The 15946-nt window shown below is 37.8% G+C and carries 23 protein-coding genes and 1 pseudogene; 4 read left to right on the top strand and 20 right to left on the bottom strand.

Features of this window, described 5'->3' with window-relative positions; all coding sequences use genetic code 11:
• Positions 1–5: 5 nt before the first annotated feature.
• Both SFC47_RS10125 and SFC47_RS10120 read right to left on the bottom strand, forming a co-directional pair.
• Positions 6–452 (bottom strand): annotated as a pseudogene (locus tag SFC47_RS10125) (ComE operon protein 2); the annotation flags it as partial.
• 78 nt (positions 453–530) lie between these two features.
• The gene (locus tag SFC47_RS10120) at positions 531–1166 is read right to left on the bottom strand and encodes a helix-hairpin-helix domain-containing protein (RefSeq protein WP_411254166.1); all 636 of its coding nucleotides are present in this window, start codon (positions 1164–1166) and stop codon (positions 531–533) included.
• An 87-nt stretch (positions 1167–1253) separates the two neighbouring features.
• Here SFC47_RS10120 and comER point away from each other — a divergent pair, with 87 nt between their 5' ends.
• Entirely contained in the window at positions 1254–2078 is an 825-nt protein-coding gene (gene comER, locus SFC47_RS10115) for a late competence protein ComER (protein WP_411254165.1), read from the top strand.
• Positions 2079–2129: 51 nt separating this feature from the next.
• Here comER and SFC47_RS10110 read toward each other — a convergent pair whose 3' ends face one another.
• From SFC47_RS10110 to SFC47_RS10075, 8 genes are read right to left on the bottom strand one after another with little or no spacing between them, the layout of a single operon-like run.
• Positions 2130–2882, bottom strand: coding sequence for a class I SAM-dependent DNA methyltransferase (locus SFC47_RS10110; RefSeq protein ID WP_411254164.1), 753 nt, complete (start codon positions 2880–2882; stop codon positions 2130–2132).
• Complete coding sequence (rsfS, locus tag SFC47_RS10105) at positions 2879–3235, bottom strand: ribosome silencing factor (RefSeq protein ID WP_179596928.1); 357 nt, start codon at positions 3233–3235, stop codon at positions 2879–2881. The genes SFC47_RS10110 and rsfS overlap by 4 nt, the downstream gene beginning before the upstream one ends.
• A complete protein-coding gene (yqeK, locus tag SFC47_RS10100; RefSeq protein ID WP_411254163.1) occupies positions 3235–3804 on the bottom strand; it encodes a bis(5'-nucleosyl)-tetraphosphatase (symmetrical) YqeK in 570 nt (189 codons plus the stop codon). The genes rsfS and yqeK overlap by 1 nt, the downstream gene beginning before the upstream one ends.
• Positions 3794–4363 (bottom strand): nicotinate-nucleotide adenylyltransferase, encoded by a 570-nt coding sequence (locus SFC47_RS10095; RefSeq protein ID WP_411254162.1) that lies wholly within the window; start codon positions 4361–4363, stop codon positions 3794–3796. Before SFC47_RS10095 ends, yqeK begins: the two co-directional genes overlap by 11 nt.
• A gap of 19 nt (positions 4364–4382) precedes the next feature.
• Positions 4383–4673, bottom strand: a complete 291-nt coding sequence (gene yhbY, locus SFC47_RS10090; protein ID WP_411254161.1) for a ribosome assembly RNA-binding protein YhbY — start codon at positions 4671–4673, stop codon at positions 4383–4385.
• On the bottom strand, positions 4667–5506 hold the full coding sequence (gene aroE, locus SFC47_RS10085; RefSeq protein WP_411254160.1) for a shikimate dehydrogenase: 840 nt from the start codon (positions 5504–5506) through the stop codon (positions 4667–4669). Before aroE ends, yhbY begins: the two co-directional genes overlap by 7 nt.
• A gap of 26 nt (positions 5507–5532) precedes the next feature.
• On the bottom strand, positions 5533–6615 hold the full coding sequence (yqeH, locus tag SFC47_RS10080) for a ribosome biogenesis GTPase YqeH (RefSeq protein WP_411254553.1): 1083 nt from the start codon (positions 6613–6615) through the stop codon (positions 5533–5535).
• Between the two features lie 30 nt (positions 6616–6645).
• On the bottom strand, positions 6646–7161 hold the full coding sequence (locus SFC47_RS10075; RefSeq protein WP_411254159.1) for a YqeG family HAD IIIA-type phosphatase: 516 nt from the start codon (positions 7159–7161) through the stop codon (positions 6646–6648).
• A gap of 398 nt (positions 7162–7559) precedes the next feature.
• On the opposite strand from SFC47_RS10075, the gene SFC47_RS10070 reads away from it, so the two are divergent.
• Positions 7560–7700 carry a sporulation histidine kinase inhibitor Sda gene (locus SFC47_RS10070; protein WP_411254158.1) on the top strand — a complete coding sequence of 47 codons (141 nt, stop codon included), beginning with the start codon at positions 7560–7562 and terminating at the stop codon, positions 7698–7700.
• A gap of 55 nt (positions 7701–7755) precedes the next feature.
• Here the strand turns inward: SFC47_RS10070 and SFC47_RS10065 are convergent, their stop codons facing one another.
• Entirely contained in the window at positions 7756–8556 is an 801-nt protein-coding gene (locus SFC47_RS10065; protein ID WP_411254157.1) for a phosphatidylserine decarboxylase, read from the bottom strand.
• 132 nt (positions 8557–8688) lie between these two features.
• Here SFC47_RS10065 and pssA point away from each other — a divergent pair, with 132 nt between their 5' ends.
• The gene (gene pssA, locus SFC47_RS10060) at positions 8689–9228 is read left to right on the top strand and encodes a CDP-diacylglycerol--serine O-phosphatidyltransferase (protein WP_095250100.1); all 540 of its coding nucleotides are present in this window, start codon (positions 8689–8691) and stop codon (positions 9226–9228) included.
• A 96-nt stretch (positions 9229–9324) separates the two neighbouring features.
• Here pssA and SFC47_RS10055 read toward each other — a convergent pair whose 3' ends face one another.
• From SFC47_RS10055 to mtnN, 8 genes are all read right to left on the bottom strand, one after another.
• The gene (locus SFC47_RS10055; protein ID WP_411254156.1) at positions 9325–11124 is read right to left on the bottom strand and encodes a M3 family oligoendopeptidase; all 1800 of its coding nucleotides are present in this window, start codon (positions 11122–11124) and stop codon (positions 9325–9327) included.
• 119 nt (positions 11125–11243) lie between these two features.
• Entirely contained in the window at positions 11244–11405 is a 162-nt protein-coding gene (locus tag SFC47_RS10050; RefSeq protein ID WP_411254155.1) for a hypothetical protein, read from the bottom strand.
• A 111-nt stretch (positions 11406–11516) separates the two neighbouring features.
• Complete coding sequence (gene sigK / locus SFC47_RS10045) at positions 11517–12233, bottom strand: RNA polymerase sporulation sigma factor SigK (protein ID WP_411254154.1); 717 nt, start codon at positions 12231–12233, stop codon at positions 11517–11519.
• Positions 12234–12775: 542 nt separating this feature from the next.
• Positions 12776–12919, bottom strand: a complete 144-nt coding sequence (locus SFC47_RS10040; RefSeq protein ID WP_411254153.1) for a YrzI family small protein — start codon at positions 12917–12919, stop codon at positions 12776–12778.
• 26 nt (positions 12920–12945) lie between these two features.
• Positions 12946–13086 carry a YrzI family small protein gene (locus SFC47_RS10035; protein WP_411254152.1) on the bottom strand — a complete coding sequence of 47 codons (141 nt, stop codon included), beginning with the start codon at positions 13084–13086 and terminating at the stop codon, positions 12946–12948.
• Between the two features lie 81 nt (positions 13087–13167).
• Positions 13168–13317 carry a YrzI family small protein gene (locus tag SFC47_RS10030; RefSeq protein ID WP_411254151.1) on the bottom strand — a complete coding sequence of 50 codons (150 nt, stop codon included), beginning with the start codon at positions 13315–13317 and terminating at the stop codon, positions 13168–13170.
• 358 nt (positions 13318–13675) lie between these two features.
• On the bottom strand, positions 13676–13921 hold the full coding sequence (locus tag SFC47_RS10025) for a YrhC family protein (protein WP_411254150.1): 246 nt from the start codon (positions 13919–13921) through the stop codon (positions 13676–13678).
• A gap of 124 nt (positions 13922–14045) precedes the next feature.
• The gene (mtnN, locus tag SFC47_RS10020) at positions 14046–14741 is read right to left on the bottom strand and encodes a 5'-methylthioadenosine/S-adenosylhomocysteine nucleosidase (RefSeq protein ID WP_411254149.1); all 696 of its coding nucleotides are present in this window, start codon (positions 14739–14741) and stop codon (positions 14046–14048) included.
• 211 nt (positions 14742–14952) lie between these two features.
• Here mtnN and SFC47_RS10015 point away from each other — a divergent pair, with 211 nt between their 5' ends.
• Positions 14953–15159, top strand: coding sequence for a DUF2536 family protein (locus tag SFC47_RS10015; RefSeq protein ID WP_411254552.1), 207 nt, complete (start codon positions 14953–14955; stop codon positions 15157–15159).
• A gap of 25 nt (positions 15160–15184) precedes the next feature.
• On the opposite strand, the gene SFC47_RS10010 is transcribed toward SFC47_RS10015, so the two are convergent.
• Positions 15185–15850, bottom strand: a complete 666-nt coding sequence (locus SFC47_RS10010) for a YrrS family protein (protein ID WP_411254148.1) — start codon at positions 15848–15850, stop codon at positions 15185–15187.
• Positions 15851–15946: the final 96 nt, after the last annotated feature.

The raw sequence follows: 15946 nt of genomic DNA, 5'->3' as shown, positions 1-15946 counted from the left end.
ATTTTCCGAAAATCAATTACTGATTCCTTTAACTCTACCTTTTCGGTTTTGACATTTGCCTGCTGAAATAATTCCACTGCATGAGGATGATTCTTATAATCCTCTGCGTAATAAACAGTCTTAATCCCTGCTTGGATTATCGCTTTACAGCATTGGAGACAGGGAAAATGAGTAACATAAATCTCTGCTTCTGCTGTGGGTACACCAAATTTGGCACATTGCAATAGAGCGTTCATTTCGGCATGTATCGTCCTAACACAGTGGTTATCTATGACATAACAGCCTTTATCAATACAGTGATCTCCGCCAGCAATAGAACCGTTGTAACCTCCGGCAATAATTCTTTTATCTCTGACGATTGTCGCGCCCACTGTCAAACGTGTGCAGGTACTTCTTAACGCCAGCAAATGACTTTGAGCCATAAAATATTGATCCCATGAAATGCGTTCCACTTTCTCCAACTCCTCCAAATTTCGATATATTTCTTTCTTAAGTGTAATATCTTAGACTTAAAATGGTCAATGTGTTTCTTATTGAACGGTAACGAGATCCTTTAGTTTCTCAAATGTCTTATCACCAATCCCGCTAATATTCTTTAAATCTTCGACATTCTTAAAGCTTCCGCTTGTTTCTCTATACTCGATAATGGCAGCCGCCTTTTGTGGTCCAATTCCCGGAAGGTTTTGCAACTGTGTTTCATCTGCTTTATTTAGATTAATTTTTCCAGAATTACCTGAAGCGCTCCCAGATGTCGAAGCATTAACCGGTGATCCAGCAGGTACCGTAATTCCTTCCTGTCCCTTAGCGGGGATATAAATAACCATTGCATCTTGAACATGTTCAGCAAAATTCACTTGGCTTTCATCAGCGTTCTCAGTCAGCCCTCCAGCTCGATGGATAACGTCTATCACCCTCTCACCTTCCCTTGTGGAATAAACTCCCGGCATGACAACCTGCCCCTTAACATCAACCATGATAACTTCTGGTTCTTCTATTTGGCTTTGTGGCGGTGAAGGAACCTGCTCTTCCTTAATTTCTTCCGGAACAATATTTCCTACATCTCCTACAGAAGATTTACTTTCTTCTGAGATATAAAAAATGGCCCCAAAAGCGATGATAACCGTAATGATCACATAAATCCTATGCTCGTATATCCAGTCCTTCATGAGTAATCCATCCTTTCAATTGGTATATTTCACTATCATATTTCATATTGTTATTAGAGAATCTGCATGCGAAGGAGGGTCGGAATAATGAAAATTGGTATCATTGGTACCGGTAATATGGGGACAATTTTGGTCGAGGCTTTGATCGATGGAAAAGCAGTTTCCCCTTCTTCAATGGTTATTACAAATAGGTCTAAAACAAAAGCGATGCTGCTTAAAGATAAATATAAGGGTATAAGGGTTGGGGAAAATGCGGCTGAAGTGGCATCTCAATCCGATTTAGTGTTTATTTGTGTGAAGCCCTTAGATGTCTATGCCATTCTTAATGAAATTAACCCGCATCTAAATAGTAGAAAATGTGTTATTTCCATCACAAGTCCTATCGATACAAGTCAGCTTGAAAGAAAGACAGCCTGCTCCGTTATCAGGGTTATTCCAAGCATTACAAACCGCGCATTAGCGGGAGTTTCACTGATAACCTATGGTGAACATTGCAGTGAAAATTGGAAAACAAAAGTGGAAAGTATTTTTGCGAAGATTTCGGTTCCGGTTACGATTGAGGAGAAAATCACCAGAGTAGCTTCAGATATCGTCAGCTGTGGTCCGGCATTTTTCAGTTATCTGCTGCAGCGTTTTATCCTCGCAGCTGTAAAAGAAACAAAAATTGATCAAGAAACCGCTACAGTTATGGCGAGTGAAATGATTGTCGGCCTAGGAGAGTTATTAAAACAAGGACATTATACATTACCTTCATTACAAGAAAAAGTTTGTGTTAAGGGCGGTATTACAGGTGAGGGCATTAAGGTGATGGAGGAAGAGCTTGGAGATCTCTTTGAACATATTTTCCAAGCAACACATACAAAGTTTAATGAAGACATTGAAAAAGTAAGTTCGCAGTTCTATAAGCATTAATTCGCCAAGAAAAGACAAATACCTTTATTTATATTAAAAAAAAGCCATCTTTTATTTTGATGGCTTTTTTGCAATGAAAAATATTCTCTCTGTATCGTCCTGCGGTTTACTATCCAGAAAATCCGCACAGATTTCGAGCAATTCAAATCCAGCTCTTTCTAACCATTCTGAATACTGCTCCACAGGGTATGTTCGTTGATAATGAAGTTCATCAAAACGATCATATTTACCTGAATGTTCATCTAAAACAAAAAAACTCAGCTCGTGCTCTACACTATTGGGTAATTCACCAGCAAAACTATTCCATATGTAGGATAGGTGATCGTCAGTGAGCGTAAAGGTTTGATCGATAAAGAGCTCAGATATCTTATAAACAGAATGGACATCAAAAATGAATAGGCCGTTATCTTTTAGATGACTGCAGGCACTCGCAAAAGTATGTATTACGTCTTCATCCGATTTGAGGTAATTTAGGGAATCACAAAAAATCCCTATAATATCAAATTCTCCATGTCCTTCTAGATTTGTCATATCCTGCTCAAAAAAAGGAATATTCATTCCTTCCTCCTGTCCTTTTGCCTGTGCAACACTAAGCATATCCGCTGACAAATCCACTCCTGTAACAGAAAAGCCCTCCTTAGCGAAACGAACAGAGAGCTCTCCGGTACCACATGCCAAATCAAGTAAATTTTTACCATTCACTTGATATTTATTCAATTTTTCCGTTACAAATCTTACCCATTCATCATATGGAGCATCTTGCATCAGCTCGTCATATAAATAGGCAAACTGCTCATAGCTCATGTTGTCAGCTCACTATGGATATCCTCTAACGGCGCATCGCCCCATAAACGTTCTAACTTATAGTAACTTCTTTCATCACGATGGAATACATGTGCAACCACATCACCAAGATCAATTAGAATCCAAGTTGCTTCATCAAAGCCTTCCATTCTTCTTACATTATATCCGTTTTCTTCTGCTTTTTCTTTAATTTCTCTTGCAATCGCCTGAACCTGTTTGTCAGAGTTTCCATGACAAATAATAAAATAATCAGCAATTAGGGAAATCCCCTGCATGTTTAATGCTAGAATATCTTCTGCACGTTTATCATCTGCAGCCTTTACTGCAATTTTTAATAACTCTTGATTAGACATCAATCAATCCTCCGTTTCATTACGAGATCATTATAGGTTAGAAAGCTATCCGGATAAACCGGCAGATTCTTTTTCATTAAGAATAGTATTGTATTTTTTACTGCTTGTATTAATGCATTGTCCAAATTTTCTTTTGCTAAAGCTCTAACTTCATCTACACCTGGAAAATGACGCCCTGGTTCAATGTAGTCAGCTAAATATATTACTTTTTCAAGCAGAGTCATTCCGGGTCTTCCAGAGGTATGATATCGTATCGCATCCAGTACTTCCTTATCTTCTACCCCTGCTTCCTTTTCTACTAAGTATGCCCCTGCTGGTGCATGCCACAACTCAGCATGATAATGAAGTAAATCTTGAGGAAAATTTTGCGATAAAATAATCTGTTTCATTTCATCCTTTGGCCGGAATTTTGCATAGTCATGAAAAATTGCTGCCATTTCTGCCTTCTTTTCATCTGCACCATACTGCTCAGCCAAAACGATAGCAGTTTCCATTACGCCTAAAGTATGTTGATACCTATGGTCAGTCAACTGCTCTTTAACTATTTTTAATGCCTCATCACGTTCCATATAAATGATTCTCCCTAATATAATCAATGACTGGGTCTGGTAATAAATAGCGTACAGTCAAACCTTGTGATACTCTTTCCCTAATCATACTGGATGAAACATCAAAGGCAGGTACATCTACATAAGTAATTGGATAATCTGTTTTTAAACTGTACTGAGGTCTTTTGACGCCCACAAATTGAACAAGTTCTATCAATTCATCAATTTTATGCCAATTGGGGAGGTATTCTATCATATCCGCACCAATGATAAAGTAAAATTGATGGTTTGGATATTGTTCATTTAAAATCCTCATAGTATCGACAGTAAAAGAAGGTCCCGTTCTTTCTAACTCCCCTTTTTCAATCTTAAATGCTTCATTCCCATTGATTGAAAGCTTGAGCATTTGAAGACGATCTTGATTGTCAACTGATTCCGACTTTTTTTTATGAGGAGGCTCTTGGTTTGGCATAAACCATACTTCATCAAGATTAAGCTTGGAGAGAACCTCATTAGCAATTAAGAGGTGGCCGTAATGAGGCGGGTCAAATGTCCCTCCTAATATCCCAACCTTTGACATGATGATGAAACCTCCTTTACTATGGAAGTGTTATTTGCTTCTTCTCCACTGATTCTTTGTATAAAACAATGGTATTTCCAATAATCTGGACAATGTCTGCACCCGTTCCATGAGCAAGCTGCTCTGCAACGACGTTTTTATCTTCTTCACAATTTTGCAGAACACTTATTTTAAAAAGTTCTCTTGCTTCTAGTGCTTCTCCCACTTGCTTAATCATATTGTCATTGACTCCGCCTTTTCCTACTTGGAAAATGGGATCCAAATGATGTGCTTTTGACCGTAGATATCTTTTTTGTTTTCCTGTTAACATTTCACGCCTCCAAGCTGATGTAATACATTCTCTCTCATTCTGTTGACATCCGGGAATATTCCTGTCCATTTCTCAAAAGCAAGCGCGCCTTGATAAACAAACATTTCAACTCCATTTTGAACAGTTGCTCCCTTTTGTCTTGCTTCTATTAAAACTTTAGTCTCTAGCGGGTTGTAAATAATATCACAAACTAGAGATTGGGATTTTATATTTTTTAGACTGATCGGCATTTCTGCAATTTTCGGGAACATCCCTATCATCGTTGTCTGAATAACCACATCATATTCATTCAGATGCAGTTCTGCCTCCTCTAAAGTTAAGGCTTTAGATTTTGACTCATACGGGCATGACTCGATGAGCTCAACAGCCTTACTGACTGTTCGATTCGTAATATCTATTGCCAGAGGATTCATTTTTGCCATTGTAAAGTAAATCGCTCTCGCCGCGCCTCCAGCACCAATGACTAGCACTTTCTTATCAGAGTAGGATGAGACATAAGGCTCTAACCCCTTAATAAACCCATATCCATCAGTGTTATAGCCGACTAGTTTCCCGTCTTCATTAACAACTGTATTTACTGCCCCAATGCTTAAAGCCAATTCATCGATTTCATCTAAAAAAGGAATAATGGTGCTTTTATGTGGTATCGTGATGTTGAAGCCTGAAATGCCAATTGCCTTCAAACCCTTAACTGCCGTTTCTAATTCTTCTCTTCTTACATGAAATGGATGATAGTGAGCATCTATTTCGTAAAAAGATAACATATCGTTAAGCATAACTGGTGACATCGAGTGACCAATTGGATCTCCCAAAACCGCAAAAAGTTTCTTCACCCTGTTTCCCCCCATTCCCTGTCTATTTAGATTAAAGATTTACGGGTTAAGGTTTGTACTCCCTTAGGCACGTATGCTGCTACCTTTACTCCCGGTTCGTTTATCGTTATCCAGCCAAGCCCAGAGAACACTACATCTGTTTTGGCATCCTTAATCGTAAATTCCTGTTTCACTAACTCAGGAAATGTTCCTAACTCATCTTTTCGAGGCGGAGAAAGCATTTCTCCAAGATGATTTTCATACAACTCATCTGCATTTTCAGTTTTCGTCCGATGGATATTAATTTCATTTGAAACATGGCAGACAAATGAGTTCCTGCCCCCGCTAATGTAGTCGAACCTGGCTAATCCCCCAAAAAACAAGGTTTGGCCCTCATTCAATTGAAACACCTTAGGCTTAATTTCTTTTTTCGGTGTTATTACTTTTAAATCCCTCTTATCAACAAAATGTGCCATTTGATGATGATTGATAATCCCAGGTGAATCAATCAGGGCTTTTCCATCCTCAAGAGGTATTTCAATAATATCTAAAGTCGTTCCAGGGAAATGTGAAGTAGTAATAATATCTCCTTCTCCGGTAACTTCTTTGATAATTCTATTAATAAATGTAGATTTCCCAACATTGGTACATCCTACAACATAGACATCTTTCCCGTTTCGCATTTCATCGATAGCTGCGGCAGTTTCTCTAATGTACTTTCCCTTTTCCGCACTAACTAAGAATACTTCTTCAGGTCTTAAACCAAGCTCTTTTGACTCTTGCTTCATCCAATTAATTAATTTGTTATGCTTTACTGATTTCGGCAATAAGTCCACCTTATTTCCGACCAGCAGGATTTTGTTGTTTCCTACAAATCGGTGCAGCCCTGGAAGCCAGCTTCCATTAAAATCAAAAATATCAACAATCATAACAATCAGGGCATCGGTCTGGCCAATCCCATTCAATATTTTCAAGAAGTCATCGTCGGTTAAACTGACATCCTGAACTTCGTTGTAATGCTTAAGTCGAAAACAGCGTTGACAAATAATACTTTCCTTTTCAAGTGCTGATGAAGGTGCATAGCCTAATTCCTCGGGGTTCTCAGTCTGAACCTTCACCCCGCACCCCATACATAAATATTGCTCTTGTTCACTCACACTTTAGTCCTCCCATTGAATCATCCCTTTTTTCCTGAACCAGTTTAAAATTCTACGTTCAGCAAAGCGGTTAAATTTAGTTACAAACCCATCAGTTTGGGCAACAGGCACCACAAGAATCGTATGGAATCCGCTTCGATTACCACCTAAAACATCCGTTAGTAATTGATCCCCTATGACCACAGTCTCTTCCTTTTTCAGTCCCATTTGGGCTAACGCCTTATTAAATGCACGCACCATAGGTTTCCGTGCTTGAAATATAAACGGGATTTGTAATGGGTCAGAGAATTCCTTTACCCGCATCTCATTATTATTTGAAACAATCGTAACGAGTATTTTATGCTTTTTTATTTGTTCGAACCATTTTATTAATTCAGGAGTGGCATTCGGCCGATCCCATTCCACAAGCGTATTATCTAGGTCAGTAATGATTCCTTTTATCCCTCTTTTTTTCAAGTCTTCGGGTTGAATATCTAATATGCTTTTTACATGCTCATCAGGCAAAAATTTCTTTAACACTCAGTTTACACCTCATTAATTCATCTGTTTATCTGTACCATCATAACCAATTTTACCCTTAGTATCAAAATAAAACTATTATAGCTGTATGAGTTTATTATTTGTCAAACTGAAACATTTTTGCTGTAAATATGAAATAAAAAATATTTTTCGACAAAATCCCTTGTTTTACACCTCTGTGGATAAAGTTATTAACATTATACCCATTGTTTCAGTCACATTTTTATCCTTTATAAACAGATTAGTCACAAGTTATCCACTGGTAATTGTGAATAATTGGAAAGGTTGTCCATTTCAACTTAATTTGGTAGATTTAGGGTACACCAAATGAACCTACCATTTTATGCTTCATTTATATCTTTTAGTACCATTTATTTTTCTTATGGAGGTGCTTCTGCTTGCGTAAACTGTCAGATGAGTTATTACTTGAATCTTATTATAAAGCAAGAGAATTAAATCTTAGTCCCGAGTTTATCCATCTTATCGAAACAGAAATTCAACGCCGCTCCCTATTTAACAAATTGAAAATTTCATCTTAATATTTTACTTATGACCCTAGAGGGTCTTTTCTTTTTCCCTAAAAAAGGAACGGCACTATTTAGCGCCGCCATTTTGATTCATCAAGCATCCAATTTTCTCTCCAACCCTAATGTCCTTTGGTGTATGTATGCCAGGATCTTGTTCAAACGTTCCTTTCTCAAATAACAATACAACCGTAGATCCGAAACTAAAATAAGCCATTTCCTCACCCTTATGAAGGGTCATTCCTTTATGTGTCTTCTCAATGGAATTGACAAACATGGCTCCAACTTTCACGATGGCGATATGCCCTCTCGCTGTTTTAACTTCTGTAATCATTCGGTAGTTTTTAGCTAATGTTCTAACACCATACTTTAAGCCCATTTTATTAACAGGATATGATTTCCTTCCCAGCGTCCATTGTTTAACAATGGTACCTTCAACCGGACTATGTATACGATGGTAATGGCTGGGACTTAAATAAAGAATCATATAGGTCCCCTGTACATATTTATCTACTGACTCCTGACTGCCTAACATTTCTTGTACGGAATAGGTCTTACCCTTAACAATCATTTCGCTTATCTGACTAATAGGTCCGATATCCTCAATCACTGCATCTACAGGGCTTACCACTGAGTCTTCTATCGAGTCAATGACCCGTGCTTCACCTTTTAGCGTTCGTATAAATAAATCATGAAGTGTTGGATACTCATGCAGCGGCTTTTCCATTTCTTCCTGATTTAGTTTATACATTTTCGCGAACGAAGGGACAACAAACTTGCTGATTCTAGATCGGGCAAAACGGTGGAGCAAGACTGATGTCCACTTCCCATTTGTAAGTTCTATCATAAGACGGTATACGTGCTTAAACATTACATGACCCCCAAAAAGTGTAAAAATACTCTTTACGAAACTGCTTAAAAAGCTTAATATTAAATATAATAGATTAACGAAAAAAAATTAAAGTTCTCTTCCGGCTTTGTTGAAAAGGAGTGGTGGAGCAAAATGTTTTTATTAGACGTTTTTGATTCTACAATTAAGAAGCTTAAGTCCCAAACAGCAAACGTTATTACCTTAACCAACCTGTCTTTTGGTGGATTTGCGATTATTTTTGCCATGGAAGGAAATCTGCGATTAAGTTTGTTATTAATTTTTATCGCCGCATTAGCCGATCGTTTTGATGGCATGGCTGCTAGAAAATTTAATATTGAATCAGAGCTGGGCAAACAATTAGATTCCATGAGTGATATTATATCATTTGGAGTGGCGCCTGCACTATTACTATATCAAGGAATCTTAAATGAATTTGGGGGACCTGGATCCTTCTTTACCGTTTTTTACATTGGATGCGGCGCTTTTAGATTAGCACGCTTTAATATCACTGAAAGTAATGGCTACTTTACCGGTCTTCCGATTACTGCAGCAGGGTGCCTGGCAACGTTAAGCTTCTTAGCGATTCCATATCTGCCGGCACAGACTTTTCTTTTCATCATCATCATTCTATCATTCCTAATGGTCAGCCCATTTAAACTTAAAAAGATGTAACATAGAAAAGCGGAAGCGCCTTGAAGGCTGGTTATGACCCCTCGACGCTAAAGCTACATCAGTAAAGCCCAGCAGGTATCTGCTGGGCTCCATTTTTTATTTATTTTCTGTTAATTGAAGGAACTCCACAATATCATCAATACAGATTTTGACTGCCTTTTCCCAGAAATCTTTTTGAACTAAGTCCACTTGTAAATGTTTAGCTGCCAAATCCTCAACCGTCATGGAAGCTGTATCTCTTAATAAGGCAATATACTTTTCTTCATACCCTTTACCTTCCTCAAGTGCCTGAGCATAGATGCCCAGTGAGAATAAATAGCCAAAGGTATACGGGAAATTATAAAACGGTACTCCTGTGATAAAGAAATGAAGCTTAGATGCCCAAAATAATGGATGATATTCATCCAATGCCTCACAATATGCTTCCCTCTGAGCCCCTTCCATGAGTTCATTTAAGGTATCAACCGATACTGGACCACCTTTTCTCTCCTCATAGAATCGAGTCTCGAATAGAAAGCGTGCATGGATATTCATTAACAGTGCAACGGTCCTCTGAATTTTATCATCTAAGAGGGCGAGCTTTTCTTCTTCATCCTTAGCATTCTTTACTGCTGCGTCAGCTACAATCATTTCCGCAAAGGTAGAAGCGGTTTCCGCAACATTCATCGCATATCCCCGGTTAAGATAATGTACACCTTTCATTGCATAGGAGTGGAAGCCATGTCCCAGCTCATGAGCCAAGGTAGAAACATTGGAAGGTGTGCCTGAATAGGTCATGAAAATACGGGATTCTTCACTTTCAGGAAATCCTGTACAGAAACCGCCGGGTGCTTTACCAGGCCGGTCTTCGGCTTCAATCCATTGATTCTCAAATGCCATCTTAGAAAATGCTGCCATTTTCTCACCAAATAGGGCAAAATTTTGTTCAATAAATTCCGCACCCTCTTGGTAGGAAACTTTTGACTCAGTTTTTCCATATGGAGCGTCTAAGTCAAACCAGCTTAACTTTTCAATACCTAGAAGTTTAGCTTTACGGTTCAAATATTCTACAAGGGGCTGCTTGTTTTCCGCGATCACGGACCACATTGTTTCTAATGTTTCTTTTTTCATTCGATTAATATCTAACGGTTCTTTTAATACATCTTCCCAGCCCCGTTTCTTATAAACATTTAAACGGAATCCAGATAGATGATTTAATGTTTTGGATAAGTAATCACTTTGTTCATTCCATGATTTTTCCCAGCTTTTAAAAACGGCTTTCCGCACTTCCCTGTCAGAACTTGAAAATCTATTAGACGCCTGCCCAACGGACAGCTGTTTTACTTCGCCATTCTCTTCAACCGGAACCTTTATTTTGCTGACAATTAGATCATACAATTGACCCCAGCTATGGTAACCATCTACACCTAGTGCACTAATGAGAGCTTCTTCCTCAATCGATAGCTTTTCTTTTGCTCTGCTTCTGAGCTCGGTAAGAGAAAATGACAATTCTTTTAGGTACTCATCCTCTAACACTTGAGCCCAAACATCATCAGTGATGGATGATAGCAAGCTGTTAAATGCACTAAGTGCAGATTGAAAAGTTGCACTTAGCCCAGTTACTGTTGCTTCAAGTGTATATGCCTTTTTATCTTCGGTATTTTGTGCTTGAAGGCACCCTACAAATGCGCCAGCCTGACGAAGCTTTTTACCAGCATGTTCAAAGTCTGATAGTAATTCTTTTAATAAGATTTTATCCTCAGCAGTATTGAGCGGGGACCAGTTTTTTACTTTGGTTTCAAATAACTCAATTAAATCCTTTGTTACCTTTAAGTGTTCCGCTAATTGTGCAGAATCGCTTCCACCTTGAAAAAATACTTCCAGATTCCAAACATCTGAATATGTAATCGCTGTCATTTTTTTACCCCCTTAACTATGTACCTTACCATTATAAGTATATAATCTGAAAAATTCTATTATTTACCTTTATGATAAAAAAATAGCTTGTGCAGGAATGGCACAAGCATAAACTATTCTTAACAGCAGGACGTATAATACCACCAGCCGCCGAAGATTAAGACTAGTATTAATAACACAATGAACAGTGCGTACCATCCGCCTCCTCCAGTTGCATAAGGTACAGGATAAACTGGATAAGGGGCTGGATAGCAACATGGATTTGGGTAGCCATATGACACAAAAATACCCCCTTTTCCTCTTTTTATTAGGGTATGTGCCTGTTTATTTTTTTGTATAGGCATCTGCACTTTTAAATAAAAACAGAGACGGAAAAATTCCGGCTCTGCCCTCTAATTCTTTTTCTTCCGCTCTTTTTCAGCACGATAAAACTCATGAAACATTTTCATCAGTGCACGTTTTTCAATTCTAGAAACATAGCTTCTTGAGATCCCCAATTCCTTTGCAATTTCTCGCTGTGTCTTTTCCTTTTGAAGGTCAAGGCCAAAACGCCCGACTATTACTTCTTTTTCTCTGTCATCAAGGACATCAATATATTTCCGGATTTTTTCAAGCTCCATGTTTAACTGAATTGTATCAATTACATCTTCTGATTCCGATTTGAGGACATCAATGAGGGAAATTTCATTTCCTTCTTTATCCTGTCCAATTGGGTCATGTAAGGAGACATCCTTTTTCGTCTTCTTCAGTGCCCGAAGATGCATGAGGATCTCGTTTTCAATACAGCGGGCTGCATACGTCGCCAGCTTTGTTCCTTTCCCTTCTGAATAGCTCTCAATCGCTTTTATGAGACCGATTGTTCCAATGGAGATTAAATCCTCTGAATCCTCACCAGTATTTTCAAACTTTTTTACAATATGTGCTACAAGCCGTAAATTATGTTCAATTAACATATTACGGGCATGCGGGTCCCCTTCCGCCATCAACCGTAAATATTTTCTTTCATCTGCAGCAGATAGGGGCTGCGGAAAAGCATTGTTTTTAACATAAGAGACAAGAAATAAAAATTCCTTAATGAGATAACCAAGTGCTGTAAGAATCCCTGCCATGCACATCCACCCCCGTGCTTTTTTAGGGCTTTGCCTATAACTAATTCCTATGTTACAAACAGGATGATTGTGTCTGTCCAAAAGATTTTATTTGAAAATAATGGCTTTTATCATGCCTATAAAAATAAGCATTGACCACGAATGGGTCAATGCTTTTTAGTTATTCTACGCTCAGCTCCGCTGTAATAACACAGCTAATCGCCCCGGTAAGGACCAAAGCCATCACAACCATGAACATATTCATCCACCCCTTTAAGATAGATCCTTTTATCTACTTCGAATTTATCATATTTTCACAGTATCTACCTTAAGGGGATGTGAACAATTTGTTAACATTCATCTATCCTTATTTACAGTTTCATTTTTATTTTTCTTTTTTGCTTTTATGAAAAGAAACAATAAAAAGTTATGCACCGGCATTTTTCAACTACCTCCTCAAAAAATTAACTAGGTGGTATCTTTCATACTCCATAAGCTTGCTCCACGTCTTTGAATTAAATATATCATTGTTAACCCACCTTTCTTGTTTTTGTCTTAGTACCTTAATACATAATGTGATGAATCGATATTTGACGATCTTTCGTTTCTTCATATATCTTTTTAATTTGTTCCTGGTGTGCTGCTTCTTCAATACTAATCTCACGTTTGTTGATGGTAATGGATAAGAATAAAATATTTAAGGTCATAACTATCACCTCCCTTAGGGGGTTTACTACATTAAATGGTACGCCGCAGCTTGACGGTCTTTGTGCTGGTCGTACAGCTTATCAACCTGCTCATTTCGAATGGCTTCCTGCAGACTTTCCTTATGTTTCTTAACTGTAATTGAAAAAAACAAAATATTAAGAGTCATTTAAGTACACTTCCTTTTTTTAAGGTTAATTTATAGTAAATGATAAACAGACAATTGACGTGCTTTATTTTGCTCAAATAGTTATTCAATCTTTTCATTTCGTTCTGCCTGTTCTAGACTTTCTTGACGTTTTTTTAACGTAATCGAGATAAAAAATACATTTAATGTCATGACCATCACCTCTCTTCCCTTTATAACCAAATTTACCAATAATATCCATAATTTCAGCACAAAAAAGCCGCAAGAAATTACTCCCTTGCGGCCTTAATTTTAGGCACAAAAATACCGCAGGGCAGCATTCACCCTGCGGCATGGATATGTTAGGTAACTAAAAAATTAGTTAAGCAATCCATTCCTGTCGGTCGAATGCAAATTTATTTTCATGTGCAGTTGTCATCCAAATAACATTACCTGTTGTAACAGCCATTAATCTCATCATCATTTTCTTCGACCTCCTTAGGAATTTTTTACTAACTACGGTAATTATATCCATCAACACACCCTTTGTAAACCACTTTATTTAAATTTTTTTAAAATTAATTATATCGCCTGGTTGATGTACAAAAAAAATAAACGTCCCTGGGGACGTTTATTTATGGTTTTCTTCCATATCCATAAGTTTAAGCTGGCACTGTTTCGATTGAATAAAAAGTAAAATCGATACTGCTAAAAAGGACATAGAGGAGATCATCATTATATTTACATCCATCTCACTCTTAGAGTCAAACGGAATAATCACACCTAAAAAGAAAAATACACCGACAGCGAGTAATACGACAGCAAATTGTTTTAAATCAACCATTTTTTCATAAAGACTTTTTGTTTGTTTATCCACTGTTGGTCACCTGCTTTTCTTAAAATCTACTAAGCTACTTTAACATAAAATACAGCTTAAAAGTGTATGTAAATTTTAGAAAAACAAAAAGCCCGGATTTTCTCCGGACTACTTTATCTGCTCATTACTCTATTGCGGCGACAATTTTCATAACTAATGTTGCAGAATGGGTGGCTGCTTTATCAATAAATTGATCAAAGGATATTTCTGATTCCTTCCCTGCAATATCAGATAAGGAGCGAATGATAACAAAAGGGACACCAAATCGATGTGCTACTTGTGCAATCGCGGCTGCTTCCATTTCAACTGCCTGCAATTGATCAAATTTTGATTGGACAAATTTAACGCGCTCAGGATCTTCCATAAATGAATCTCCAGTCACAATAAGCCCTTTTACCACTTGAAATTTATCTAGCTCCTTTGCGGCAACTTCAGCTATCTGTACTAACTTTTCATCAGCCATAAAAGCTGCTGGAAGCTGTGGTACCTGTCCATACTCATAGCCGAAGGCAGTTACATCGACATCATGATGACGTACTTCCGTAGAGATTACCGCATCGCCCACATTTAAATCAGGATTAAAGCCTCCTGCAGAACCCGTATTAATAATGTAATCCGGCTTATACTTCTCAAGCAGAATCGTCGTTGACATGGCAGCATTTACTTTACCAATTCCTGAACGCAGTAAAATGACCTCTGTCCCTTTCATTTTTCCAAAAGTAAATTCACATCCAGCAACTGTTTCCTGTGTTTGTCCTTCAATATTATCTCTTAACAACTTTACTTCTTCTTCCATTGCTCCAATTATCGCAATTTTCATTTCTAAACCTCTTTCTATATGTTTTACTTCTTTCATAATCTTCCTCGGATTGGACCATCATATCCGCAAACACTATTCTACCACCATTCGACAGAATTCTTCCATTGTGAGTAGTTCAACTCATTTTAATTACTATGAAGTTGTTATTTATTCGTTTGATTCACCAGCAGGATTTGACTAGAATGTACTTAGGGAAAGGGTGAATAAAATGATGAATTTTCAAATTGATTTTATTGAGGATAAAGTAGAATTCTTTGATGCCACAGATCTTAAAGTGTTAGAAAAGAAAATTGAAGCAAAAATCGAGGAAAACAAAGCGATACTATTAGGAGTCCATTCAGTCTCCCATCAAATGTACGTTACGGAGAAAGGGCAGACCTTTTACACTGCGGTTGTTCACTTTAAACGACAAAAATAGGATGGATTCCCCATCCTATTTTTTATTATTGTATTGCAGAAAGCTCTTCAACCTTAGTTGGTTTCCAGCCTTCTCCATCAACCCAATCAATGTAGACATTGTATTTTTGCTGTTTGTCTTTTGAGGCAACAGTACTGAATGATCCAGTACCAGTTGTTTTATCTCGACCTAACCAATATACAGTCATATTACTTTCATCTAGACCTGTTGCATACGAGATTGCCTTTAGCATTTCCTGCCAATCAACATGTGAACTATCATATACAGGAGCATGTTCACCTGTTTGCACAGTACCTACAGGCTTCCAAGCAGGGTTCTCAATCGTTCTAATTACATTAGTAGTACCGTCACCCTCGGTGATTACTGCTTGTGAATCATCCTCCTGTTCAGGTACAGAAGCTTCTTCACTTTCTTCATCCGTATTTTCTTGTGTATCACTATCTTTTTCAGTATCCTTTGCCGCATCATTTTTATCTGTATCTTTATCCTCTTTTTCTGAGGTTTGATTTGCTGTCGTTTTGGTATCTGCCTTTTCGGGAGCTGCCTTATCGTCACCAGCTAAAAAGATATTATAGGCTACAAACAAAATGAGTGCCAGTACAATGGCAATAAGACTATTCAAGATAATATTCGTTTTCTTCCTTTTTGCCCGATAACCAGATCGTGAGCCAGATTGGAAATCGTTACTCATAAAAATCCCTCCAAATAGAAAAGCGAAAGCGCGCTAAACATTTATTATGGCTGTCAACATTCTAACATGAAATGATTAGAACTTGAAGGATTTTCC

The sequence above is a fragment of the Neobacillus niacini genome (assembly GCF_046591715.1).
Classification (GTDB): Bacteria; Bacillota; Bacilli; order Bacillales; family Cytobacillaceae; genus Neobacillus; species Neobacillus niacini_L.
Note: the sequence above shows the minus strand (reverse complement) of the source record. Positions and strands in the feature narration are given on the sequence as shown.